28 protein-coding genes are annotated in these 23697 nt (G+C 56.3%); 21 read left to right on the plus strand and 7 right to left on the minus strand.

The window, feature by feature from the left end; all coding sequences use genetic code 11:
• Positions 1 to 3 precede the first annotated feature (3 nt).
• On the minus strand, positions 4 to 351 hold the full coding sequence (locus tag BW958_RS14195) for a DUF1294 domain-containing protein (RefSeq protein WP_076576416.1): 348 nt from the start codon (positions 349 to 351) through the stop codon (positions 4 to 6).
• Between the two features lie 2 nt (positions 352 to 353).
• A complete protein-coding gene (arfB, locus tag BW958_RS14200) occupies positions 354 to 770 on the minus strand; it encodes an alternative ribosome rescue aminoacyl-tRNA hydrolase ArfB (protein ID WP_076576417.1) in 417 nt (138 codons plus the stop codon).
• 201 nt (positions 771 to 971) lie between these two features.
• On the opposite strand from arfB, the gene glnK reads away from it, so the two are divergent.
• Positions 972 to 1310: a P-II family nitrogen regulator gene (gene glnK, locus BW958_RS14205; RefSeq protein WP_076576418.1), complete on the plus strand. Its 339-nt coding sequence runs from the start codon at positions 972 to 974 to the stop codon at positions 1308 to 1310.
• A 193-nt stretch (positions 1311 to 1503) separates the two neighbouring features.
• A complete protein-coding gene (locus BW958_RS14210) occupies positions 1504 to 2409 on the plus strand; it encodes a Dyp-type peroxidase (protein ID WP_076576419.1) in 906 nt (301 codons plus the stop codon).
• Between the two features lie 54 nt (positions 2410 to 2463).
• On the opposite strand, the gene argR is transcribed toward BW958_RS14210, so the two are convergent.
• Positions 2464 to 2934 carry a transcriptional regulator ArgR gene (gene argR / locus BW958_RS14215; RefSeq protein ID WP_076576420.1) on the minus strand — a complete coding sequence of 157 codons (471 nt, stop codon included), beginning with the start codon at positions 2932 to 2934 and terminating at the stop codon, positions 2464 to 2466.
• Positions 2935 to 3132: 198 nt separating this feature from the next.
• Between argR and BW958_RS14220 the strand changes: the two genes are divergently transcribed.
• The 7 genes from BW958_RS14220 to BW958_RS14250 all read left to right on the plus strand — a co-directional run bounded on the left by BW958_RS14220 (position 3133) and on the right by BW958_RS14250 (position 8815).
• Positions 3133 to 3873 carry an ATP-binding cassette domain-containing protein gene (locus tag BW958_RS14220; protein WP_076576421.1) on the plus strand — a complete coding sequence of 247 codons (741 nt, stop codon included), beginning with the start codon at positions 3133 to 3135 and terminating at the stop codon, positions 3871 to 3873.
• Between the two features lie 16 nt (positions 3874 to 3889).
• Positions 3890 to 4627, plus strand: coding sequence for a lysine/arginine/ornithine ABC transporter substrate-binding protein (locus BW958_RS14225; RefSeq protein ID WP_076576422.1), 738 nt, complete (start codon positions 3890 to 3892; stop codon positions 4625 to 4627).
• A 3-nt stretch (positions 4628 to 4630) separates the two neighbouring features.
• Entirely contained in the window at positions 4631 to 5281 is a 651-nt protein-coding gene (artQ, locus tag BW958_RS14230; RefSeq protein ID WP_076576423.1) for an arginine ABC transporter permease ArtQ, read from the plus strand.
• Between the two features lie 2 nt (positions 5282 to 5283).
• The gene (gene artM / locus BW958_RS14235; protein WP_076576424.1) at positions 5284 to 5946 is read left to right on the plus strand and encodes an arginine ABC transporter permease ArtM; all 663 of its coding nucleotides are present in this window, start codon (positions 5284 to 5286) and stop codon (positions 5944 to 5946) included.
• 206 nt (positions 5947 to 6152) lie between these two features.
• Positions 6153 to 7088: a malate dehydrogenase gene (mdh, locus tag BW958_RS14240; RefSeq protein ID WP_076576425.1), complete on the plus strand. Its 936-nt coding sequence runs from the start codon at positions 6153 to 6155 to the stop codon at positions 7086 to 7088.
• A gap of 101 nt (positions 7089 to 7189) precedes the next feature.
• Entirely contained in the window at positions 7190 to 7843 is a 654-nt protein-coding gene (locus BW958_RS14245; RefSeq protein WP_256702027.1) for a tetratricopeptide repeat protein, read from the plus strand.
• A 501-nt stretch (positions 7844 to 8344) separates the two neighbouring features.
• On the plus strand, positions 8345 to 8815 hold the full coding sequence (locus BW958_RS14250; protein ID WP_076576426.1) for an Rrf2 family transcriptional regulator: 471 nt from the start codon (positions 8345 to 8347) through the stop codon (positions 8813 to 8815).
• Positions 8816 to 8823: 8 nt separating this feature from the next.
• On the opposite strand, the gene BW958_RS14255 is transcribed toward BW958_RS14250, so the two are convergent.
• Both BW958_RS14255 and BW958_RS14260 read right to left on the minus strand, forming a co-directional pair.
• Positions 8824 to 10107, minus strand: a complete 1284-nt coding sequence (locus tag BW958_RS14255) for an HlyC/CorC family transporter (RefSeq protein ID WP_076576427.1) — start codon at positions 10105 to 10107, stop codon at positions 8824 to 8826.
• Between the two features lie 41 nt (positions 10108 to 10148).
• Positions 10149 to 10937: a cytochrome C assembly family protein gene (locus BW958_RS14260; RefSeq protein ID WP_076576428.1), complete on the minus strand. Its 789-nt coding sequence runs from the start codon at positions 10935 to 10937 to the stop codon at positions 10149 to 10151.
• Between the two features lie 199 nt (positions 10938 to 11136).
• Here BW958_RS14260 and ffh point away from each other — a divergent pair, with 199 nt between their 5' ends.
• The 5 genes from ffh to rplS all read left to right on the plus strand — a co-directional run bounded on the left by ffh (position 11137) and on the right by rplS (position 14648).
• Entirely contained in the window at positions 11137 to 12510 is a 1374-nt protein-coding gene (gene ffh / locus BW958_RS14265) for a signal recognition particle protein (RefSeq protein WP_076576429.1), read from the plus strand.
• Positions 12511 to 12687: 177 nt separating this feature from the next.
• Positions 12688 to 12936, plus strand: coding sequence for a 30S ribosomal protein S16 (rpsP, locus tag BW958_RS14270; RefSeq protein WP_076576460.1), 249 nt, complete (start codon positions 12688 to 12690; stop codon positions 12934 to 12936).
• 28 nt (positions 12937 to 12964) lie between these two features.
• Positions 12965 to 13486, plus strand: coding sequence for a ribosome maturation factor RimM (rimM, locus tag BW958_RS14275; RefSeq protein ID WP_076576430.1), 522 nt, complete (start codon positions 12965 to 12967; stop codon positions 13484 to 13486).
• Between the two features lie 30 nt (positions 13487 to 13516).
• A complete protein-coding gene (gene trmD, locus BW958_RS14280) occupies positions 13517 to 14266 on the plus strand; it encodes a tRNA (guanosine(37)-N1)-methyltransferase TrmD (RefSeq protein WP_076576431.1) in 750 nt (249 codons plus the stop codon).
• 34 nt (positions 14267 to 14300) lie between these two features.
• Complete coding sequence (rplS, locus tag BW958_RS14285) at positions 14301 to 14648, plus strand: 50S ribosomal protein L19 (protein ID WP_076576432.1); 348 nt, start codon at positions 14301 to 14303, stop codon at positions 14646 to 14648.
• A 47-nt stretch (positions 14649 to 14695) separates the two neighbouring features.
• On the opposite strand, the gene BW958_RS14290 is transcribed toward rplS, so the two are convergent.
• Positions 14696 to 15022, minus strand: coding sequence for an isoamylase early set domain-containing protein (locus BW958_RS14290; RefSeq protein ID WP_076576433.1), 327 nt, complete (start codon positions 15020 to 15022; stop codon positions 14696 to 14698).
• Positions 15023 to 15105: 83 nt separating this feature from the next.
• On the minus strand, positions 15106 to 15792 hold the full coding sequence (mutH, locus tag BW958_RS14295; protein ID WP_076576434.1) for a DNA mismatch repair endonuclease MutH: 687 nt from the start codon (positions 15790 to 15792) through the stop codon (positions 15106 to 15108).
• A 717-nt stretch (positions 15793 to 16509) separates the two neighbouring features.
• Between mutH and rppH the strand changes: the two genes are divergently transcribed.
• From rppH to nhaR, 7 genes are all read left to right on the plus strand, one after another.
• A complete protein-coding gene (gene rppH / locus BW958_RS14300) occupies positions 16510 to 17034 on the plus strand; it encodes an RNA pyrophosphohydrolase (protein ID WP_076576435.1) in 525 nt (174 codons plus the stop codon).
• 13 nt (positions 17035 to 17047) lie between these two features.
• The gene (ptsP, locus tag BW958_RS14305; protein ID WP_076576436.1) at positions 17048 to 19315 is read left to right on the plus strand and encodes a phosphoenolpyruvate--protein phosphotransferase; all 2268 of its coding nucleotides are present in this window, start codon (positions 17048 to 17050) and stop codon (positions 19313 to 19315) included.
• A 79-nt stretch (positions 19316 to 19394) separates the two neighbouring features.
• On the plus strand, positions 19395 to 20222 hold the full coding sequence (gene lgt / locus BW958_RS14310; RefSeq protein ID WP_076576437.1) for a prolipoprotein diacylglyceryl transferase: 828 nt from the start codon (positions 19395 to 19397) through the stop codon (positions 20220 to 20222).
• On the plus strand, positions 20219 to 21013 hold the full coding sequence (thyA, locus tag BW958_RS14315) for a thymidylate synthase (RefSeq protein WP_076576438.1): 795 nt from the start codon (positions 20219 to 20221) through the stop codon (positions 21011 to 21013). The genes lgt and thyA overlap by 4 nt, the downstream gene beginning before the upstream one ends.
• A 162-nt stretch (positions 21014 to 21175) precedes the next feature.
• The gene (gene nhaA, locus BW958_RS14320) at positions 21176 to 22411 is read left to right on the plus strand and encodes a Na+/H+ antiporter NhaA (protein ID WP_076576439.1); all 1236 of its coding nucleotides are present in this window, start codon (positions 21176 to 21178) and stop codon (positions 22409 to 22411) included.
• Positions 22386 to 22769 carry a hypothetical protein gene (locus BW958_RS14325; protein WP_143233094.1) on the plus strand — a complete coding sequence of 128 codons (384 nt, stop codon included), beginning with the start codon at positions 22386 to 22388 and terminating at the stop codon, positions 22767 to 22769. Before nhaA ends, BW958_RS14325 begins: the two co-directional genes overlap by 26 nt.
• Positions 22756 to 23688 carry a transcriptional activator NhaR gene (gene nhaR, locus BW958_RS14330; protein WP_076576441.1) on the plus strand — a complete coding sequence of 311 codons (933 nt, stop codon included), beginning with the start codon at positions 22756 to 22758 and terminating at the stop codon, positions 23686 to 23688. Before BW958_RS14325 ends, nhaR begins: the two co-directional genes overlap by 14 nt.
• The last annotated feature ends 9 nt before the right edge of the window (positions 23689 to 23697 follow it).

The raw sequence follows: 23697 nt of genomic DNA on the forward strand, positions 1-23697 counted from the left end.
GTGTTAAGGGTTGCACCACCAGAGCAGGGCGGCAAAGAACAGTAAGTTGCCGCCTACGCTCAGCCACAGCGGCAGCTTGTACTCTTTCTTGCTCGATTTGTGGCGCAGCAGTTGGCGCGCCAGCAAGGCGCCTGGCCAGCCACCTAGCCAGGCCCAGGTGTGCAGGGTTCGCTCGGCGACCCGTGATTGTTTACGTTGTGCTGCCCGCTTGTCCCAGCCATAGACCAGAAAGGTGAGCAGACTCATCACGGCATATAAACCTGCCAGCCAGATTGGCAACATGCCGGTCAACACCAGCAAGGGCAGGGCGCACAGCTGGGTGAGTGCCAGCAGAGCAGGAAAGGTGATCATGGTTAATCTCCAGTGGGGGCGCGCCGCGAGGCTTTGAGCGCCCCCTTGTGTTTTTTGGTGTTGACCCGTTTTTGCTGGGAAGAGCGAGTGGGTCTGGTTGGCCGCCGATTTTTCGGCCGCTCGGCGCTCTTTTGCAATAACTCACGCAGGCGCTCAAGCGCCTCCTGCCGGTTCATATCCTGACTGCGGTGACGCTCAGCGCGGATCAGGATAAAGCCGTCGTGAACGCGGCTATCTTGCATCCGCTCCAATCCCTCTTTGTAGTGATCCGGCAACACTGTGCTGGCGCGATAATCAAAACGTAACCAGACCGCAGAATCGGTCTTGTTGACGTGCTGGCCACCGGGGCCGCTGGCCCGGGTAGTCTGAAAAACCAGCTGATGACGTGGAATGATCAAGCGATCCGAGATAGTTAGCACGCGCTTGCTCTATCTTGGTGCGTCATCAAAATGTGTTCCAATTTGGTGCTCCGATTTGGCGCATGGGGCGCTGTTGTGGGCCGCGAAACCGGCAAGATGTTGCTCAATGGGGCTTATCCTGATGAGTTTCAAGAGAAAACAGAGTTGGCACAGGTTTTGTTTCAGTCCGTTCTGGACCACCTAAGGATCGGGAGAAACCAGATGAAACTCATCACCGCCATTATCAAACCCTTCAAGCTCGACGATGTGCGCGAGGCTGTTGCCGCACTGGGCGTCGAAGGGTTGACCGTATCTGAAGTCAAGGGCTTCGGTCGCCAGAAGGGACATACCGAATTGTATCGTGGAGCCGAGTATCAGGTCGACTTCCTGCCGAAGGTGAAGCTCGAGATTGCTACCTCGGATGATAATGTGGAGCCGGTGATCGAAGCCATCTGCAAAGCTGCTTACACTGGCAAGATCGGTGATGGCAAAATTTTCGTTTATGACCTCGAACACGCCGTGCGGATCCGTACCGGTGAGACCGATGGCGAAGCGCTCTGAGCCTCGGCACTGTCGTTCCTTTTCGGCCGGATGAGACGTCATCCGGCTTTTTTATTTTCTGCGGTCTCACCGCATGGACGACCTATCCCCTGGCTGGTACTGTTTGACCCTCGACGTGAGGCAGTGCTGTGACAAGTGTTGACCAGCTAACTGACCCATCACCACCCGCTGCTTTTGATGAGGGATGAAGGATATGCAAGCACAACAAGGCGTCTGCGCCGACTCCAATCTGCATGCGCTCTATCTGATGTTGAACCGGACCGGTGAGGCACAAGAGCTGGTGGCGCGGCTGGCCAAGGTGCCAACCCTGTGGGCATCGGTACAGGCCGATTTCCCGGATGCGGCATTCAGCGGTCTGCTGGCAGTTGGTTCACAGGCCTGGGATGCGCTCTATCCGAATGCCCGCCCACCGCAGTTTCGTAGCTTTATGGCCCAGTCTGCCAACGGTCAGGAAGCGCCGCATACCCCGTTTGATCTCTTTGTCCAACTGCGAGCCGACCGGGTAGATGTGCTGCATCATGCCGGCCACCGTTTGCTGGCCCTGCTTAGCGGCCAGGTGGTGGTGGCTGAAGAGGTGCAGGGTTTTCGTAACCTCGACTGCCGCGATCTGACCGGGTTTGTCGATGGCACCGAGAACCCGCAAGGAGACCACAAGGCTGACGTCGCACTGCTGGCCGAGGGCGAGTTTGCCGGTGGTTCATATATCCACGTCCAACGTTTTGTTCACGGTATGTGCGACTGGGAAAAGCTGGCGGTCAAGGAGCAGGAAGACATCATTGGTCGCACCAAGACCGACAATATCGAGTATGAATCGGCCGCTAAACCGCTCACCTCGCACATCAAGCGGGTCAATCTGAAGACACCCAAGGGCGAGTCGATGGAGATCCTGCGCCAGAGCATGCCGTGGGGCACCATGAGCGAGCAGGGGCTCTACTTTATCTCCTGCTGCCGCACCCCGACCCACTTCAATGCCATGCTGGCCAGTATGTATAAAGGTGAGGGTGGCCACTTCGACCATCTGCTGCGCTTTACCCGAGCGGTCACCGGCGCCGCCTTCTTTGCTCCGAGCGTCGAGTTTCTGCAAGGGCAGGGACGCTAACCCCTCAAAACAATCAACCCGGCCAAGGCCGGGTTGATTGTTATCAGAGCCTGCTTACGGCGTCTGCTCGAACAGTTCGAGGGCCGACATGTAGAGCTCTTCGACATCGGTATCGCTGGTCGGAGTAATAAAGATGGTGTCGTCGCCAGCGATGGTCCCCAGAATTCCTTCTGCCTTGCCGAGGGAGTCAAGCAGGCGGGCAATCAGCTGAGCCGCACCCGGACTGGTGTGAATGACCACCAACGCGCCGTTGTGGTCGATGTCGAGCACCAAATTCTTGAGCGGGCTGGAGGTGGTCGGCACGCCGAGTTCTACCGGCAGGCAGTAGACCATCTCCATCTTGGCATTGCGGGTGCGTACCGCGCCGAAGCGGCTGAGCATCCGTGACACCTTGGATTGGTTGATATTTTCAAACCCCATTTCCTGCAGGGCGGCAACAATTTCCGCCTGGGAGCCAAATCGTTCTTCCTTGAGCAATGCTTTAAAGGCTTTCGCCAGTTTTTCTTGCTTGTCGTTATGTTTCATTTTGGTCTCATGAAGTGAAGGGCTGAGGCATGATTGAAGCCCTGGCGGAGGGCGATCACCCGTCCATTTTGCATTCCGATGCGTTTTTTTGCAAGAAACAGGGGTTTCTGTTGCATATTGATGCAAATTCGGCTTGCATCTATTGAGCATCTAATTACAATTGGCAGTTCATCCTGAAAACTTATTCACATTGACTGTATGGGTATCGAACTCTCCGGCATCGCCAAATCCTGGCAGGAACACACCATCCTGCAGAACGTCTCGTTTTGCACCGAACCCGGTGCCACCTTGGTGTTGCTTGGTCCGAGCGGTGCAGGGAAAAGCTCTCTGCTGCGTTTGATGAACCTGCTGGATACCCCGGATAGCGGTACCATGCGGATCGGCGACAGTGAATTTTCTTTCCCGTCGACCCTGACGCCCGCCGAATTTGCCAAGCGTAGCCAGGCCCTGCGGCGAAAGGTCGGTATGGTATTCCAACAGTACCATCTGTGGCCACATTTGACTGTGATGGAGAACCTGATTGAAGCACCGGTCAAGGTGCTCGGCATGGGCCGTCAGGAAGCGGTGGACAAAGGCCGCTATCTGCTCAATCAGCTGCGTCTGGGCGACAAACAGGATACCTGGCCAGCCCGTCTTTCCGGTGGCCAGCAGCAGCGGGTGGCGATCGCCCGCGCCCTGATGATGGATCCGGAAATTCTGCTGTTCGATGAGCCAACCGCGGCGCTCGATCCGGAGATCACCAAGGAAGTGGCCGAGATTATTCGTACCCTTTCCGGGACAGGGATCACCCAGGTGGTGGTGACCCACGAAGTGGATTTTGCCCGTCGTATTGCCAGCCAGGTTATCTATCTGGAGCGCGGACAGATTGTGGAGATGGGCAGTGCTGATTGCTTCACGGCACCCCGGACCGAACGTTTTGCTCAATTCTTGAATCACTAATTTAAGGAAGATCGTCATGAAAAAAGCGGTATTGCTGTTTACTGTGATGGGCGTGCTGGCAGGTCAGGCGGTAGCCAAGGAGATCAAGTTCGTGACCGAGGCGACCTACGCCCCGTTCGAATTCATGGATGCCAAGAACGAATTCCAGGGTTTTGACATCGATCTGGCCCGCGCCATTTGCAGTGAAGCCAAGCTGCAATGCTCCTTCCATAACCAGGCGTTCGACAGCCTGATCCCGAGCCTCAAGTTCCGTCGTTACGATGTTGCCATCGCCGCCATGGACGTAACTCCGGAGCGCTCTGCCCAAGTCGATTTCTCCGACATCTATTATGAAAACTCGGCAGTATTCGTTGCCAAGAAGGGCGCTTTTGAAAAGCCGGAAGCACTGGCCCAGAAGACGGTCGGTGTTCAGAACGGCACGTCTCACCAGAGCTACATCCAGGACAACTGGACCGGTAAGGGCGTGCTGAGCGTGCCGTATGCCAGCTACCAGAACGCCTTCCTCGACATGATGAATGGCCGTATCGATGCCGTGTTTGCCGATAACGCCGTCGCTGCTGACTGGCTCAAGCAGCACAAGGATTACGCTCTGCTGGGCGACAAGGTCACCGACACCAAGTACTTCGGTACCGGTTTTGGGATGGCCGTTGCCAAGGGCAACAGCGAACTGCTCGGCAAACTCAATAGCGGTCTGAAGGCAGTCAAAGCCAACGGCACCTATCAGAAGATTTACGACAAGTACTTTGCTCAGTAATCCATGTTGAATCTGCTACTACAAGCCACTCTCATGACCCTGGGTCTGGGGGTGGCTTCCCTTATTGGTGGCCTGATCCTGGCCATCCTGTTTAGCGCAGCCGAGCTTTCTGGTAAGCGCTGGATGGGGTGGCCGGTCGCGCTGCTGACATCGCTGGTGCGCGGCCTGCCGGAAATTCTGGTGGTGCTGTTTCTCTATTTTGGCTCGACCCAGGTGCTGTTTCTGATCACCGGGGACTATGTCGAGTTCAGTCCGTTTGCCTGTGGGGTATTGGCGCTGTCGCTGCTGTTTGCCAGCTATGCCAGTCAGACCCTGCGCGGGGCGCTCAATGCGGTGCCGATGGGGCAACGTCAGGCTGCCTGGGCGCTGGGCCTTGGCCGCTCTCACACCTTCCTGCGTATCGTCCTGCCCCAGGCTTGGCGGCATGCCATTCCCGGACTCGGCAACCAGTGGCTGGTGCTGCTGAAAGATACCGCGCTGGTCTCCCTTATCGGGGTTAACGATCTGATGCATCAGGCGCAGCTGGTCTCTGCCAGCACCTACCAGCCCTTTACCTGGTATGCGATTGCTGCACTCATCTATTTGGTCATCTCCCTGTGCAGTGAGTGGCTGCTCGGGATGGCGACCCGTTATACCCGCCGTTACGGAGGCTAGTGATGCTGACTTATCTGACCACCCTGCTGGGGGGCCTTGGCACCACACTCTGGCTGACCCTGACTAGCCTGCTGCTGGGGGCGAGCCTGGCACTGCTGATGACCTGGATTCTGGAGCGGCGTGTGGTGGCCCTGAGTCAACTGGTGCGGCTCTGGATCCTGCTGTTCACCGGCACGCCGCTGCTGGTGCAGATCTTTCTGATTTACTATGGGCCGGGCCAGTTTACCTGGATTAAAGAGAGCTGGTTGTGGACCTGGCTGCGGCAGCCGGGCATCTGCGCCATGCTGGCGCTCGGATTCAATACTGCGGCCTATTCGACCCGCCTGTTCAAGGGGGCGCTCGACACCATTCCCGCCGGGGAAGTGGAAGCGTGCCGTGCGCTCGGTCTGAGCCCGGGCCAGACGCTATGGATGAAAGTACGCCATGCGGCGCGGCGCATCGTGCCGGCCTATTCCAACGAGGTGATTCTGGTGCTCAAGGGGAGTTCGCTCGCCAGTACCATCACCATCATGGATATCATGGGGCTGGCGCAGCGGCTTAATGCCCAGACTTATGACACCCTGGCTGTGTTCGGTGTGGCCGGTGTGCTGTACCTGAGTATGAACGGATTGTTAACGGCGCTGTTTCGCTGGTGCGAGAAGCGCGCCCTTCGTTTTCAATCATAAACGCTCAAAAGAACACAAAGTAACGCCAAAAACCGTGTGTTATATCTCCTTTGGGGTAATTTTTGGCGGTAAAATCGTGCGCTTGTACGATTGCTCACAGAACGCGCAACTGCTCCTGTTATCAGATTGTTTTTTCAGGGGTGATCCATTAAGGTGAGGTCCATTAAAACATAATGCCTCTCACCTACGCTTAAATGGAGTCAAACATGAAAGTTGCCGTTCTGGGTGCCGCCGGTGGCATCGGCCAAGCGCTTGCCCTGTTGCTCAAGAATCGTCTTCCTGCAGGTTCCTATCTCAGCCTTTATGACATCGCCCCGGTGACTCCGGGTGTTGCGGTGGACTTGAGCCATATCCCGACCGCCGTGAAGGTAAAGGGATTCAGTGGCGAAGATCCGACCCCCGCCCTCGAGGGTGCCGATGTCGTTCTCATCTCTGCGGGTGTGGCACGTAAGCCCGGCATGGATCGCTCTGATCTGTTCAACATCAACGCTGGTATCGTTCGCAATCTTATCGAAAAGTGTGCCGCCACCTGCCCGAAGGCACTGATTGGCATCATCACCAACCCGGTCAATACCACCGTTGCAATTGCCGCCGAAGTGCTCAAGAAAGCGGGTGTTTATGACAAGCGTCGCCTGTTTGGTGTCACCACTCTGGACGTGATCCGCGCCGAGACCTTTGTGGCCGAAGCCAAGGGGCTCAAAGTCGACAAGGTTCGCGTTAACGTGATCGGTGGTCACAGTGGCACCACCATTCTGCCGCTGCTCTCGCAAATTGAAGGCGCTTCTTTCAGTGAAGATGAAGTGGCTGCCATGACCAAGCGCATTCAAAACGCCGGTACCGAGGTGGTGGAAGCCAAGGCTGGTGGCGGCTCAGCAACCCTCTCCATGGGTCAGGCTGCCTGCCGTTTCGGCCTCTCCCTGATCAAGGGTCTGCAGGGCGAAGCCAATGTCATCGAATGCGCTTATGTCGAAGGTGATGGCAAGCATGCCCGCTTCTTCGCTCAACCGGTGCGCCTTGGCAAGGATGGTATCGAAACCATTCTCGACTATGGCAAGCTCAGCGCCTTTGAGCAGCATGCCATGGACAGCATGCTCGATACCCTCAAAGCGGATATCCAGCTGGGCGTCGACTTCGTCAAGTAAGCGGCGATCAGCGATTCGTATCAAAAGGGGAGCTTCGGCTCCCCTTTCTGTTCTTCAGCCACGCGACGTGGTGCCGATATACAGGGAATGCAGGAGGTGTTATGAAGCGAATTCTCTGGTTATCCCTGTATAGCCTTTTATCGTGGTCGGTGCCGGCAGAGGAAGCCATTCCCGTGGTCAAAGCGCCAGCGGGGAGTTCGTCTGGGCCTGAGGTTATCCAACTTTATAGTCAGGATGAGCTGCTCAACTGGATTGAGGAGGGGCGTCATCTCAAGCAGGTTAAGGATGACAAATGCCAGCTGACTCAGGACATCAAAGCGCGCGCATCGGTGATGAAGGTGCCGGCCTATCAATTCTTGTGGGGTGACATGCTGGCCGAGGGGGTCTGTGTCAAACAGAACGCCGAGCTCGGTGTGCAGTTTATGTGGGACGCCGCCAATCAGGGGTTGGCACCGGCATTGGAACAACTAGGTCGCTATTACTGGAAAGGCATTCTGGTACAAGCGGATCTGCAACGGGCCGAGGTATTCTTGCGTGAAGCGGCCGGCGCCGGCTTTTTGAAGGCGCAGATAGAGTGGGTGGAGTTTCTGCTCGCCGGTCACGGTAGTCCGCTGGATTATGAAGAGGCTTACCACTGGCTGCACAATGCAGTGATTGGGGATAAGGCGCTGCATCGCAAGGCCAGCTCGCTACTCACCCGACTGGCCGGCAAGATGCCCGCCAATGCGGTCACCCGCGCCAAGCGCATGCACTGAGCATAAAAAAACCCGGAAGCAGGCTTCCGGGAAAGGGAGCGTAGCCGTGCCAGACGAGCGCTCCCTCTCTTGTTACGACGATCTCTGTCCCGCAGATCTATCGCGTCGCGATCTCGCCTCTCGGCGCTGTTAGCCATTTTCCTCAACTGATACCCGGCGACGTTCACTGAGCTGGCTGACTGGCGAATTACTTATGTCGGGGCCATGATGGCTGGATAGCTATTAATCAGTGTTTACTCACTCACTTTCTTGCGTTTGGCCAAAAGATGGCTACCTACTACGTGATATTGTTTCGGTATAACCCTAAAATCGGTATGCTTGTGCACCTTTGATGAGAGTGGTTATCGATACTATCTACAACGCTTGCTGCTTGCATCTGGCAACGTGTCAGGCTCCAAAAGAGTATGAATTAAACATATAAAATGCCTTTTTGATGAGTGGCATGCTAAATGTTTATTTGAGCGGTGCGATACACCCGGGTGTATTGAGAGCAAACAAAATATGAGACTAACTAGTTATACCGATTTTGGATTAAGAGCCCTGCTCTATCTGGCTACCCTGCCGCGGGGTGAGCTCTCCAGCGTTGCCAAGGTCTCCGCCTTGTATGACGTGTCCCGTAATCACATGGTGAAGGTGATCAACCAGCTGGTGAAATTGGGGTATCTTGGCTCCCAGCGTGGCAAGAATGGCGGCATCTGGTTGGCGGTCGCACCTGAAGACGTCAATGTCGGTGCCGTAATCCGCGAGTTGGAGGGCAACCTCAATGGCATCGACTGCGGCTCTCCGATTTGCCATATCGTGTCGGTTTGCCTGCTGAAAGGGGCGTTGAAAGAGGCCATGAATGCCTTCCTGTGCGTTATGGACAACTACACCTTGGCCGATTTGTTGGCTAACAAGGTTGAGTTGCAACAGGCATTTGGACAGCTGATCCCCACGCTGGTGCTGGAAGAGGAAGAGAGCGAAGACGCGTAAGTGGTTGCTTACTCGCCGGATTCGCCTGAGGGGGTGTGGTACAGGCTTGGCATGACTCGAGCCAGCTTGACCATGTTCTGCTCGACCTCAACGATCTCCATCGGATAGCCGGCCAGCCGTAGGCCGATGTTGGGTTCCGGCATCTCTTCAAGATACTCCAGAATCAGACCGTTCAGTGTGCGTGGTCCGTCGGTAGGCAGGTTCCACTCCATCTCTTTGTTGAGCTCGCGAATACTGGCCGATCCCTCCACCAGATAGGTGCCGTCAGGCTGCGGGTGCACGTCGTCACTGGGACCGGTCGTCACCGATGTGGTGAAGTCCCCGACAATCTCCTCGAGAATATCATCCAGAGTGATTAGCCCCTGAATGTCGCCATATTCGTCCACGATAAGACCAATGCGCTCCTTGTTTTGCTGGAACTTGGCCATCTGCACATTAAGCGGCGTCCCTTCCGGAATGAAGTAGATCTCCTTGGCGGCGCGCAGCAGGCTGGACTTGTTGAACTGCTCTTTGGCAAGCAGGCGCAGGGCGTCGCGAGCATGCAGAAACCCAACCGCATCATCAATGCTGTCCCGGTAGAGCATCACCTTGGTGTGCGGGCTCTTGACCAGCTGCCGCACTATGCTCTTCCAGTCGTCATTGATGTCGATGGCGTAGATCTCGCTGCGCGGCACCATGATGTCTTCGACCATCATCTTGTCGAGGTCGAGGATGCTGAGCAGCATGTCCTGATGGTGTTGCGGGATCAGGCTGCCCGCTTCATTGACGATGGTTCTTAGCTCATCAGCGCTGAGGGCGTGGCCACTGCGCGGTTGCAGGTGCAGCATCTTGAGCAGCAGGCTGGTGATGCTGTTCATCAGCCAGACCAGGGGGGAGAGGGGCAGCATTAGCCCTTTGAGAACCCAGGAGGCCGGGTAGGCGATCTTCTCCGGGTACATGGCGGCCAGGGTCTTGGGGGTGACTTCACCGAAGATCAGGATGATCAGGGTCAGACCAAAGGTGGCGACCGCGAGTCCGAAATCGCCAAATAAGCGGATGGCGACCACGGTCGCAATGGCAGAGGCCAGGATATTGACCAGATTGTTGCCGATCAGGATCAGGCCGAGCAGGCGGTCGGGGCGTTGCAGCAGTTGCTCAACCCGGCGTGCGGCGCGATCACGTGTGTTGGCCAGGTGGCGAAGCCGATACCGGTTGAGTGACATCAAGCCGGTCTCGGAGCTGGAGAAGAAGGCGGATAAAACGACCAGCAAGCCTAGAACAATCAGTAGCGTGCTGGTTGATATGCTTTCCAAACAGGACTCCCTTGCTGTTATGCCGTCCTGGGATCATAGCGTTAACCCAGGATCACTTCCTTGACAAAGCGGCTGCCAAAATAAGCCAGCGTTAGTAAAAAGCCGCCGAGCAGGCTGAGCCACACTACTTTGCGGCCGCGCCAACCATGCACATGATGACCCCATAGCACCAGAACATAGACGCACCAGGCGATGATCGACAGGATAGCTTTGTGCGATTTGCCTTGGGCGAACATATCCTGCAAGAAGAACAGCCCAGAGGCGATCGACAGGGTCAGCAGAAACAGGCCGGTGGTCATCAGCTGGAACAGGCGACGTTCCACTGTCAGCAGCGGTGGCATGGAAGGCAGCTGAGTCAGTTTGCGCGATTTGAGCCGGTAATCGAGATAGGCCAGTTGCAGGGCAAACAGGCTGGCAATCGACAGCACCGAATAGGCCAGCAGGGCCAGACCGATATGCAGCAGCAGCTGTGGGTGCGCTTCCAGATGTGTCATGAAGCGGCTCGGGATCAGGGTATCGGCCACAATCAACAGCGATGAGAAGCCGTAGACGACGGGCAGTAGTACCCAGCCGTTAAAACGGCGCACCACCAGTGTCATGAAGGTATTGATGATGAGGCTGACCAGCGAGGCAACGTTGAGCAGGCTCAGATTCTGGCCGGATTGGGTGACCACCTCCTCGATCAGCGACACACCGTGCAGGGTGAGCGCCAGCGCCACGCAGGCGAACAGCTGCCGATAGCCCTTCTGGGCGGGATGCAGCAGCAGATGCAGTGAAGCGGTAATGGCCAGTAAATAAAAGGCCAGAGCCAGGATGGAGATCACGATCATAAGGTAGTCGGTTACCAGGCAAGCTCTCATATAGTCAAGAAAAACAGTATACCCTGCCATCAAGGAGGGTCGCCAGTTGTACCTGGCATCAACCATCCCCATATCGGAGTATCAGAGCCCATTTAACCGGCATCGTGCCAAACGTCAGGCTGGGTTATAATGCCGCCAATTTGCAACGCCAGGAAAACCGGAACGCGTCATGTTTGAGAATTTGACTGAACGACTCTCGCGCACCTTGCGCAACATCAGTGGCCGTGGCCGCCTGACTGAAGAGAACATCAAGGACACCCTGCGCGAAGTGCGCATGGCTCTGCTGGAAGCGGACGTTGCCTTGCCGGTGGTGCGTGATTTCGTCGCCCGGGTCAAGGAGCGCGCGGTTGGTCAGGAAGTGTCGAAATCCTTAAGTCCGGGCCAAGCCTTTATCAAGATTGTGCACGCCGAGTTGGTTGGCGTCATGGGCGAAGCCAACGAGGAGCTCAATCTTGCGGCTCAGCCCCCCGCCATTATTTTGATGGCCGGTCTGCAGGGTGCCGGTAAAACCACCTCGGTGGGTAAACTGGCCAAGTTCCTCAAAGAGCGCAACAAGAAAAAGGTGCTGGTCGTCAGTGCGGACGTTTATCGTCCGGCGGCCATCAAACAGCTGGAGACCCTGGCCAGCGATGTCGGTGTCGATTTCTTCCCGAGCGAAGCGACTCAAAAGCCCATCGACATCGCCAATGGCGCTATCGATCACGCGCGCAGAAAGTTCTATGACGTGGTGATCGTCGATACCGCCGGTCGTCTGCACGTCGATAGCGAGATGATGACCGAGATTCAGGACTTGCATGCGGCCATCAAGCCGGTCGAGACCCTGTTTGTGGTTGACGCCATGACCGGTCAGGATGCGGCCAACACGGCCAAGGCCTTTAATGAGGCGCTGCCGCTGACTGGCGTGATCCTCACCAAGGCTGACGGTGATGCCCGTGGTGGTGCTGCGCTGTCGGTGCGCCATATCACCGGTAAGCCGGTCAAATTTATCGGTGTCGGCGAAAAAACCGATGCCCTTGAGCCGTTCCACCCGGATCGTCTCGCCTCCCGAATCCTCGGTATGGGTGACGTGCTGTCACTCATTGAAGAGGTGGAGCGTAGCGTCGATAAGGAGAAAGCCGCCAAGCTGGCCGAGAAGGTCAAAAAGGGCCAAGGCTTTGATCTGGAAGACTTCCGTGAGCAACTGGCCCAGATGCGCAACATGGGTGGCATGATGGGGCTGCTCGACAAGCTGCCGGGCATGTCTGGTCTGCCGGAAAACGTGAAAGATCAGATGGATGACAAGCTCACCGTGCGCATGGAGGCGATCATCAGCTCCATGACCCGCAAGGAGCGCGCCAATCCCGACATCATCAAGGGCTCGCGCAAGCGTCGTATTGCAGCCGGTGCCGGGGTCGAGGTGCAGGACGTTAACCGTCTGCTCAAGCAGTTCACCGAAATGCAGCGCATGATGAAGAAGATGTCCGGCAAGGGCGGTATGCGCAAAATGATGAGCCAGATGCGCGGCATGATGCCGCCGGGCTTCGGTGGCGGTCGCGGTTTCTAACCCTTATCCCCCTGCTGTCACAGGGCCCGCTCAGGCGGGTCCTGTTTGTTTCTACTGGGCAAAAAGTGGCTGGCTCGGTTGCATTTGTCTCGAATCCAAGTAGAATTATGCGGCTTATTTTAAGCTAGGGTCCGCGTGTTTGCGGGCCTTGTTCATTTGATGTTTTATGAGGACGATATGGTAACCATTCGTTTACAACGTGGTGGCGCGAAAAAGCGTCCGTTTTACCAGGTAGTAGTTGCCGACAGCCGTAACGCACGTGACGGTCGCTTCATCGAGCGCGTAGGCTTCTTCAACCCGATCGCCGCCGGCCAAGCTGAAAAGCTGAACCTGGACCTGGCTCGTATCGACCACTGGGTTGCCACTGGCGCCACTGTGTCCGATCGCGTTGCCAAGCTGATCAAAGATGCCCGCAAGGCTGCTTAATCAGTACTGACGGTAAGGGAGTCTCAAGGTGGAAAAACCTATAGTTGTAGGCACGCTGGGTACCGTTTACGGTATCAAGGGGTGGCTCAAAGTGAACTCCTTCACCGATGTCGCTGAAGCGATTTTCGATTACAGCCCCTGGTTGGTTCACCAACACGGGGAGTGGCGTGAAATCCGGGTTTCCGGTTGGAAGCGTCACAATAAGGGTTTGATTTGCAAGCTGGACGGTATCGACCTGCGCGAAGAAGCCCTCGCCCTGACCAATCTCGAGATTGGCGTCAATGCGGATAACCTGCCTGATCTTCCCGAAGGCGAATACTACTGGCGCGACCTGATTGGTTGCTCCGTGGTTACGACCAAGGGATACAACCTCGGCGAGGTCACCGAATTGATGGAGACTGGCTCTAATGATGTGCTGGTCGTTAAGGCGAATGTAAACGATGCCTTTGGCCAAAAGGAACGGTTGTTGCCGTTTCTTGAAGGGCAGGTGGTCCTGAAAGTGGATCTCGCTGCCAAGACAATCGAAGTAGATTGGGATCCTGGTTTCTAGTTCCCTGACATTCGGGATCGGAGGTTTCATATGTGGATTGGGGTGATTAGCCTCTTCCCGGAAATGTTCCGAGCCATCACCGAACACGGGGTAACGGGCCGGGCCGTCAAAAACGGCCTGCTGCAGATTGAGTGCTGGAACCCCCGGGACTTTACCCACGACAAACACCGCACGGTCGATGATCGTCCTTACGGTGGTGGGCCCGGCATGTTGATGATGGTTCAGCCGTTGCGTGATGCCATTCATGCAGCCAAGCAAGCAGCGGGAGACGGGGCGAAAGTCATCTATCTCTCACCACAGGGACGCAAGCTGACACAGGCGGGCGTAACCGAGTTGGCGGTTAGCCAGAAGCTGATTCTGGTGGCCGGTCGATACGAAGGTATCGATGAGCGGGTAATTCAAACCGAGGTCGACGAAGAGTGGTCCATCGGTGATTACGTGCTCAGTGGCGGCGAGTTGCCTGCCATGACCCTGATCGATGCGGTTTCGCGTCTGGTTCCAGGTGTCTTGGGTGATCAGGCCAGTGCCGAGCAGGACTCCTTTACGGATGGGCTGCTGGATCATCCCCACTATACTCGACCTGAAGTGCTGGATGGACTGACGGTGCCTGAAGAGTTGCTAAGTGGTAACCACGCGCTGATAAAGCGCTGGCGCATGAAGCAGTCTCTGGGACGGACCTGGCAAAGAAGGCCGGAACTTATCAACAACCTAGCTCTGACTGACGAGCAAGAAAAACTTCTTGCCGAGTATGTTCGCGAACAGTGCGACATCGTTAAGTAGAGTTATCAGTTAACCCTAGGTAGGAAAAGAGACAATGAGCAAGATCATTCAACAGCTTGAACAAGAACAACTGCGTACCGACATCCCGGCATTTGCCCAGGGCGACACCGTACGTGTTCAAGTTCGCGTTAAAGAAGGTGGTAAAGAGCGTCTGCAGGCTTTCGAAGGCGTTGTTATTGCCAAGCGTAACCGCGGTCTGCACTCTGCATTCACCGTTCGCAAGATTTCCAACGGCGAAGGTGTTGAGCGTGTATTCCAGACTCACTCTCCGCTGATCCACAGTGTAGAACTGAAGCGTCGTGGTGATGTTCGCCGCGCCAAACTGTACTACCTGCGTAACCTGTCCGGTAAGGCTGCTCGTATCAAAGAGAAGCTCAACTAATTCCGACAGGAATCGAAAAGGCTCGCCATTGGCGAGCCTTTTTTGTTTCAGTGGGCCTGTACTCTCACCACCGAGTTATCCCGTCCGAACGGGCCCGGGACATAGTCATCCGCCGCCCAGTCATTGTCATAGCTCTCCCCGCCCTCTTCGCTAACCAAGCGGTAGCAGTATTGATATTCATCCTGCTGGTCGGTGGGAAGATTGAGCGTGGCTTTGAACTCGCCATTTTTGAGGCGCTTGAGCTCCATCGGTTGCCACTGGTTGAATTCACCCAGCAGGAAAACCTGGCTGGCACCGGCAGCAGCCTCTTTCTCGACGGCAAAGGTCACTTTGACCTCGGGCCGGGACTTCAGAAACTGTTTGGACAACGACATAAACACTCCTATCTGATCTGGAAACTTCCATGGAAGAGTAGTTTTACATCATTTATTGATGTTTGTGTTACTAGTGAGTGGTGTCAGGTGACACAAGCATAGTAGCGTAGTAACAAAGTGTGAGTGAAATCGATTTTTAGATAGAAGCCGCGTGGCCGGGTCAGGATGGGCTCACCGTCATGGCCGATGGCTCTCGTCAGGGCCTGACCATTGGCAGCCTTGGGGCGCAGTTGCAGCACCTGACCGTGCCGCGCCGTGATGTTCTCGACCTCACCCAGCACAATCATATCCATCAGCTCTTCCCAATCCTGGCGTAGCAGCGCCTCTTCATCGGCCGACGGACTCCACAGTAGCGGCATACCGACCCGGCGCTCACCCACCGGAATATCGCGTGAACCCTCCACCGGCAGCCACAGTACCCGCGAGAGCTTGTTGCGAATGTTCGAGGCTTCCCAGCTTAGCCCGGTCAGGCCGATCAGTGGCGCGACACATACAAAGGTGGTTTCGAGCGGCTTGCCTTGTGGGTCGACCGGGATGGTTTTGAGCTCGACGCCCAGTTCGGGAAAATCCTGCTCAGGTTTGCTGCCTGCGCTGGCGCCAAGGTGCCACTCCAGCAGCTGACCGACCCAGCCCTTGTGACGCAGCAGGTTGCTTGGCACCTTTTGCCCGGCTTGGGCAGCAAGCTCGGCTAGCGTTAATCCGGCAACGGCATAAGCCCGGCCCATCAGGGTATCGAGATCGGTTGGCGGGAGAGGGGAGGCTGGTTTCATGGGGTCAGTGTATCGAAAAAGTGTCGTTAGATCTTTGCGGTTGTTTTTTGTACTGCCAAGTGCCAGCAGAACCAATCAGTCATCGTCGCAGAAGGTAGTAATTAACTGATTGTTTTAATTTATGTTTTTAATTATTTCTCGGCTTTTATCCACGTCAGTGGCAGTTCTCCCTGTTTGTCCCATGGTTTGGCAGTGCCGATGCACAAAGTTGTCCACAGAAATATGGGATAAGTGATCCTGCCAGGGTGTCGTTCTCTCTTTATTAGGAAAATGCGTGATCCAATGGGCACTTTTGATGCGCATCCGGTCGATAATCTGAGCACGAATTGTGGATAAAATGGCGTTGGTTGATCTTTGAGCGGGGGAACTTGTTCACAACGGATCATGGTGATCCAGTCAGGATCCGGATCGCTGAAATGGATCCTCTAAAGCTATATATCTATATGTTTTGAAATGATTTATCATTAATAGAAAGGAATGTTTTCACACCTGATGCACTTGATCTCTTGCTGCCAGATGCCAAGCTATACCTAGTTATCCCACGTTTTTTCCACAGGATAGGTGGGAAACTCTGCCCCACTAGTCGGTAAGAATGTTTATAACTTGGTAAAAAGCAGAAAGTTATTCATGTTGTTCCCTTTCCGGGGCCGGTTTGCCGCCTCGGAATGAATGTGAAACAATCATCTCTATCAGATTTAGCCTTATTAAGGTGATCACGTGATTGATGGTGACGGGTTTCGTCCCAATGTCGGCATCGTGATCTGTAACCGTGATGGACAGGTGTTGTGGGCAAAGCGTTACGGACAGCACTCCTGGCAATTCCCCCAGGGCGGGGTGGATGAGGGAGAGACGCCCGAGCAGGCCATGTACCGCGAGCTCTACGAAGAGATTGGTCTCAAGGCGGAGGATGTCACCATCCTCGCGACCAGCCGCAACTGGCTCAAGTATCGCCTGCCCAAGCGCCTGGTTCGCTGGGACAGTTCACCGGTCTGCATAGGCCAGAAACAGAAGTGGTTTTTGTTGCTGCTCGATAAGAGCAAAGAGTCCCGGATCGAATTTGGCTGCCACGGTCATCCCGAATTTGATGACTGGCGCTGGGTCAGTTTTTGGTATCCGGTACGCCAGGTGGTCTCCTTCAAGCGGGAAGTCTATCGCCGGGTTATGAAGGAGTTTGCGCCGATCGCGATGCCGGTTGCTCAGCCTCCGGTTCGCAAGGAGTCGCGGCGCCCACGTCCCCGTTAAGGAGAATGAAGGATTGCTGACAAGGTTGCGTCACATCGTCGAGAGCATGACGGCTGCGCCGTCGCTCGAGCAGGCACTGCAGGCACTGGTGAGTCAGACTCGCACAGCCATGGCGGTGGACTGCTGCTCGGTCTATGTGGCGGAACCAGATCGTCGTTGCTATCGCCTGGCGGCGACCGATGGTCTGGCGGCTGACGCGGTCGGTAAAGCCTTCCTCCCCTTTGAAGAGGGGATTGTCGGCTTGATCGGTCAGCGTGAAGAGCTGATCAACCTGGCTGACGCCCCCTCTCATCCTGCGTTCAAATTCTTGCCCGATGTGGCTGAAGAGCCGTTTCGCTCCTTCCTGGGTGCCCCCATCATGCACCAGCGGCAGGTGGTGGGGATTTTGGTTGTACAGCAAAAAGAGAGTCGGCTGTTTGACGAGGGGGAAGAGTCCTTTCTTGTCACCCTCGCGGCGCAGCTGGCCGCCCGGATTGCCCAGGCCCAGGCGCGGGGGGTGCTGCAAAAAACCGACTGGAGCAAGCCGCTGCACGGCATTGCCGGCTCCCCCGGCGTCGCCATGGCGCGCGCCTGGGTGTGGCGGCCGCGCAAAGAGCTGTCGGCCATCGTTCCGCGCAAGGTGGACGACGGTGATGCCCAGATGGTGCGCTTCGAATCCTGCATCGAATCGGTCAAACGCGATATCGAAGCGCTGGCCCTCCGTTTTCGGGAGAGTTCGAATCAGGACTCGGTCGCCATCTTCGACATGTATCTGCATCTATTGGTCGATCCCAGCTATCTCAAGCCGATTCGTCAGCGTATCGGTGAGGGCTGGAGCGCGGTCAGCGCCATCAAGATGGTGAGTGAAAACCTGATGGCGCGCTTTGGCGCCATGAAGGATCCTTATCTGCGTGAGCGGGCCAGCGATATCAAGGACATCGCCCAGCGTTTGATCAGCCGGTTGGTACAAAACGAGCCCGAACATCTGGCAATTCAGGAGCCGGTGGTGCTGGTTGCTGACGAGGTGACGGCCACCGTGCTGGCCGAGGTGCCGCGCGAATGTTTGGCGGGGGTCATTTCCCTTAAGGGCGCCAGTAACTCGCATGCCGCCATTTTGGCACGGGCCATGGGGGTTCCGGCCGTGATGGGGGTGGAATTCCCGCTCGCCGAGATCCATCAGCACATGCTGGTGCTCGATGGCTACAGTGGTGACCTGTTTGTCGAACCGAGCGACATGATCGTAGCGGAATATCGCCAGCTGATGGATGAAGAGCTGGCGCTCGATGAACTGGTCCGCACTACGATTGGTCAGCCCTCCGAAACACTGGATGGCGTCAAGGTCTCGCTGCTATTGAACGCTGGTCTGAGCGCAGACACCGAGATTTCAGTCAACGAACTGGCCGACGGGGTTGGGCTTTATCGCACCGAAATCCCCTTTATGCTGCATGACAGCTTTCCCTCCGAGTGGGAGCAAACGGCACGCTATCGGGGGATCCTCGAGAGCTATCGCAACCGACCGGTCTGCATGCGCACCCTTGACGTAGGGGGCGACAAGCAGCTGCCCTATTTCCCCATTGTGGAAGAGAACCCGTTCCTGGGTTGGCGCGGCATCCGGCTGACGCTGGATCACCCGGAGCTGTTTTTGGTGCAGCTTAAGGCGATGCTGCGCGCCAGCGAAGGGCTCGACAATCTGGCCATCATGTTGCCGATGATCAGCAGCATTGGTGAGATCCGCGCAGCCAGGCGGCTGCTCGATCAAGCCTGGACCGAGGTCTGTGAAGAGGTTGCCGCTCGTGGTAACACGCTCTGCTATCCGGCGCTCGGGGTGATGATTGAAGTTCCATCAGCACTTTACATCCTGCCGGAGATGGCGCCGCTTATCGATTTCTGGTCGGTGGGCTCTAATGACCTGACTCAGTATCTGCTGGCGGTCGATCGCAACAACGCGCGAGTCGCTAGCATCTATGATGCCTTCCATCCTGCGGTGATCCGCGCCCTGCAACTGCTGGTCGACAGTGCTCGCCGTTATGGCAAGCCGGTGTCGGTGTGCGGCGAGCTGGCGGGCGATCCCATCGGTGTGCTGGTGCTGCTGGCTATGGGCTACCGCCGTTTCAGTATGAATACCCGCAATATTCCCCGCATCAAATACGTGCTGCGCCACGTGGCCCTGTGCGAGCTGACGCCACTGCTGGCAGAAGGGCTGCGCATGGATGCCCGCCACGGTCTGCGTGGTCTGTTTGCCCGTTATCTCGAAGAGCGTGGCATGTCCGGATTCCTGCGTTCCAGTCAAAAGAGTCAATAACCGGACGACTGGTCTGGTTGCCCTGTTGCCGGATTGATCGGACAATGCGTGCTCTTTATCACAGGTAACAGAGTCTTCTATGCAAGTGCAAAACGGATATTGGGTATTCCCGCAGTTTGATCCTGTGGCGCTATCCCTTGGCCCGCTTCAGGTTCGCTGGTACGGTCTGATGTACCTGTTTGGTTTCGCCTTTGCCATGTGGCTGGCCGGACGCCGTGCGGCACAGCCGGGCAGTGGCTGGACACGTGATGAGGTCTCTGACCTGCTGTTTTACGGTTTTCTCGGGGTGATCCTCGGCGGCCGTGTCGGTTATGTGCTGTTTTATAACTTCGATCTGTTCCTCGCTGACCCGACCTATCTGTTCAAGATCTGGACCGGGGGCATGTCATTCCATGGCGGCCTTATCGGTGTTATCAGCGCCATGATCTGGTTTGCCCACAAGACCAAGCGTCACTTCTTTACCGTGGCCGACTTTGTGGCGCCGTTGATCCCGTTTGGTCTGGGTGTTGGCCGTATCGGTAACTTCCTCAATGGCGAGCTGTGGGGCCGAATCACTGACGTGCCTTGGGCGATGATCTTCCCCGAGGCCGGTCCTGAGCCACGTCACCCTTCGCAGCTTTATCAGTTTGCCCTGGAAGGGGTGGTGCTGTTCATCATCCTGAACCTGTTCTGGCGTAAGAACCCGCCGCGTGGTGCCATCTCGGGCATGTTCCTGCTGTTCTATGGCCTGTTCCGGTTCCTGGTAGAGTTTGTGCGTCAGCCGGACAGCCAGCTGGGCCTCTATTTCAACGAAATCAGTATGGGACAGATCCTCTCCACGCCGATGATCTTGGCTGGTGTCCTGATGATCTGGGCTGCCTATAAGCTGCCGCGGGTATTTGGTGTTAAAGACGGAGAGAGAAAATGAACGTCTATCTGGACCTGATGCGCAAAATCCTCGCGGATGGCACCGATAAGTCGGATCGCACCGGAACCGGCACCCGCTCCATCTTTGGCCATCAGATGCGCTTCAACCTGGCAGATGGTTTTCCGTTGGTGACCACCAAGAAGTGTCATCTGCGCTCCATCATTCATGAGCTGCTCTGGTTCCTCAATGGCGATACCAATATCGCCTATCTCAAAGAGAACGGCGTCAGCATCTGGGACGAGTGGGCGGATGATAACGGCGATCTCGGTCCGGTCTATGGCGCCCAGTGGCGCTCCTGGCCTACCGCTGATGGTGGCGTTGTCGATCAAATCCAGAAAGCCCTGGATGATATTCGAAGCAACCCGGACTCACGGCGCATCATCGTATCGGCCTGGAACGTGGGCGAGCTCGACAAGATGGCGCTGGCGCCTTGCCACGCCTTCTTCCAGTTCTATGTGGCTGACGGCAAGCTCTCTTGCCAGCTCTACCAGCGCAGTTGTGACGTGTTCCTCGGCCTACCGTTCAACATCGCCAGCTATGCGCTGTTGACCCACATGGTGGCGCAGCAGTGTGATCTGGATGTGGGGGATTTCGTCTGGACCGGCGGTGACGTGCACCTCTACGCCAATCACATGGAGCAGACGGCACTGCAGCTTAGCCGCGAGCCGCGTCCACTGCCGACGCTGGTTATCAAGCGCAAGCCCGAGAGCCTGTTTGATTACCGCTTCGATGACTTCGATATTGTGGGGTATGACCCCCATCCGGGGATAAAGGCCCCGGTAGCAGTTTGACAAAGGCGCCGAAAGGCGCCTTTTTTATCACTGTGACTCTGCACGGATGACGACGAACACTTCGGTTTTCTCGAGGTTTTACCCAGTGAGAATCGATTATTCACGGTGAATAATATTCAGTAGACTGAATATATCAAGTAAAGTGAAACGGAGTTTCAGCAAATGAGTGATATGGTCAAAAAGTTCCTGCAGCTGGAGTCAGCTTCCGGGATCATCCTGATCCTGTCGGCGGCATTGGCGATGCTGTTGGCCAATACCTCGCTGGCTGGTCTTTATCAGGCGTTCCTCGATACGCCTGTGCAGGTGCGCATTGCCGCCCTCGATATCAACAAGCCGCTGCTGTTGTGGATCAACGACGGCTTCATGGCGGTGTTTTTCCTGCTGGTCGGCCTTGAGGTCAAACGTGAAATGCTGGAAGGCGCACTCTCCACCCGTGAGCAGGCGACCTTCCCGGCCATCGCTGCCTTAGGTGGCATGCTGGCACCGGCCATCATCTATAGCCTGTTCAACTTTGGTGATGAAGTGACTCGTGCCGGTTGGGCCATCCCGGCGGCCACCGATATTGCATTTGCGCTGGGTGTGATGGCGCTGCTGGGCAAGCGGGTACCGCTGAGCCTCAAGGTGTTTCTGCTGGCCCTGGCGATCATTGACGATCTGGGTGTCATCGTCATTATCGCGCTGTTCTACACCAGCCAGCTCTCCCTGAGCGCCCTGGCCGTGTCGATCGCCGCGATCGCCGTGCTGTGGTGGATGAATCGCCGTGGTGTAGATCGGATCTCGGCGTACATACTAGTTGGCATTGTATTGTGGGTTGCGGTGCTCAAATCCGGCGTTCACGCCACGCTGGCCGGTGTGGTGGTCGGTTTCATGGTTCCTATCAAGGGCGAGCGTCATGAGTCTCCGCTTAAGCATCTGGAGCATGCGCTGCACCCTTGGTGTGCCTATCTGATTCTGCCGCTGTTCGCCTTTGCCAATGCGGGCGTCTCGCTGGCCGGGATTGGTCTGTCCGATATGCTCAACCCGCTGCCGCTTGGCATCATGCTGGGCCTGTTTATCGGCAAGCCGCTTGGCGTGTTCTCCATCAGCTGGCTGGCGGTCAAGGCGGGGATTGCCCGGTTGCCGGATGGCGTCAATTTCCGACACATCTTTGCGGTCAGCATCCTGTGCGGGATTGGCTTCACAATGTCCATGTTCATCGCCTCGCTGGCCTTTGAGCACGGTGGTCTGGACTACGGTAGCTACTCGCGCCTCGGGATCCTGAGTGGATCGACGCTGGCAGCCATCTTTGGTTATCTGGCACTGCGTATGAGCATGCCGGCCACCGAATCGAAGAAGGGGGTGCAACATGAAAGCCGTGTTGATTGCGATAACAATGCTTGTCGCTCCAGCCTGGGCTGAAGGGGAGAGTATTGAAGCTTGCCGCGCCGATGCCAGTTCATCGGCGTGCGCCACCTATCTTAACGGGGTGGTGGAGAGCGCCCTGATGATGGGCGAGCGGCAGGCTCGGGCCACGTTTGGAGAAACCTTTCATGAGCGGGCACTGAGTCAACGGGTTGGAGAGCGCATTAAGCAGCTTGGCCGCAGCAACTGTCGCTATGGCAGACCCGATCCGGCGCAGTTGAAATCGCTGCTGCGTGACGAGTTTGCCGCCGGCAAGATTGACTCGACCAGCGACATGTACGACATTCTGGCTGCAGAAATGAGCTGCCAGCGAGGCCCGCGATCAGCGGGAACAAGCGAGAATGTCGCACCTTAATTACAACCATCTCTACTATTTCTGGATGACGCAGAAAAAGGGCTCTGTCACGCAAGCGGCAGAAGCCCTTTTTCTGACTCCGCAGACGGTGACTGGCCAGATCAAGCTGCTTGAGCAGCGACTTGGCGGCAAGCTGTTCACCCGCAAGGGGCGGGCACTCGAGGCGACCGAGCTGGGCCAACTGGTTTATCGCTATGCCGACCGCATGTTTGGCCTTTCGTACGAGATGCTGGATATCGTCAACTACCGCAAAGAGAACCAGATCCTGTTCGATGTCGGTATTGCGGATGCGCTATCCAAGCGGTTGGCCAGCCGGGTACTGCTCACCGCGATTCCCTCTGATGGCTCCATTCATCTGCGCTGTTTTGAATCGACGCACGAGTTGCTGCTAGAGCAACTGAGTGAACACAAGCTCGACATGATTCTCTCTGACTGTCCGGTTGACTCCAGCCAGCATGCCGGGCTTTTTTCCAAGCGTCTGGGTGGCTGTGGCGTCAGCTTCTTTTGCAAGGCTCCGCTACCGGAGAAGCCCTTCCCGGCTTGTCTTGAGGAGCGCAAGTTGCTGATCCCGGGTCGGCGCACCGCCATGGGACGACAACTGACGCAATGGTTTGAAGAGCAAGGATTGGCTCCGCAGATCCTCGGGGAATTTGATGATGCGGCGCTGATGAAGGCATTTGGTTACTTCAATCAGGGCATCTTCATGGCGCCTTCACTTTATCAGGGCGATATTCTGGAGAGTGAGGATGTGGTGCTGCTCGGTGAAACCGATGCACTCAAGGAGGAGTACTACGTCATCTTTGCCGAACGTATGATTCAGCATCCTGCCGTCAAGCGGCTATGTGAGAGTGATTTCTCTTCGCTGTTTCGTGGCGAGGAGAAGTTCGATAGCATGCGTCGCTCAGTCACCTCGTTTTAAATCCTTGGT

It is taken from the genome of Aeromonas sp. RU39B (assembly GCF_900156095.1).
In the GTDB taxonomy this organism is placed as follows: Bacteria; Pseudomonadota; Gammaproteobacteria; order Enterobacterales; family Aeromonadaceae; genus Aeromonas.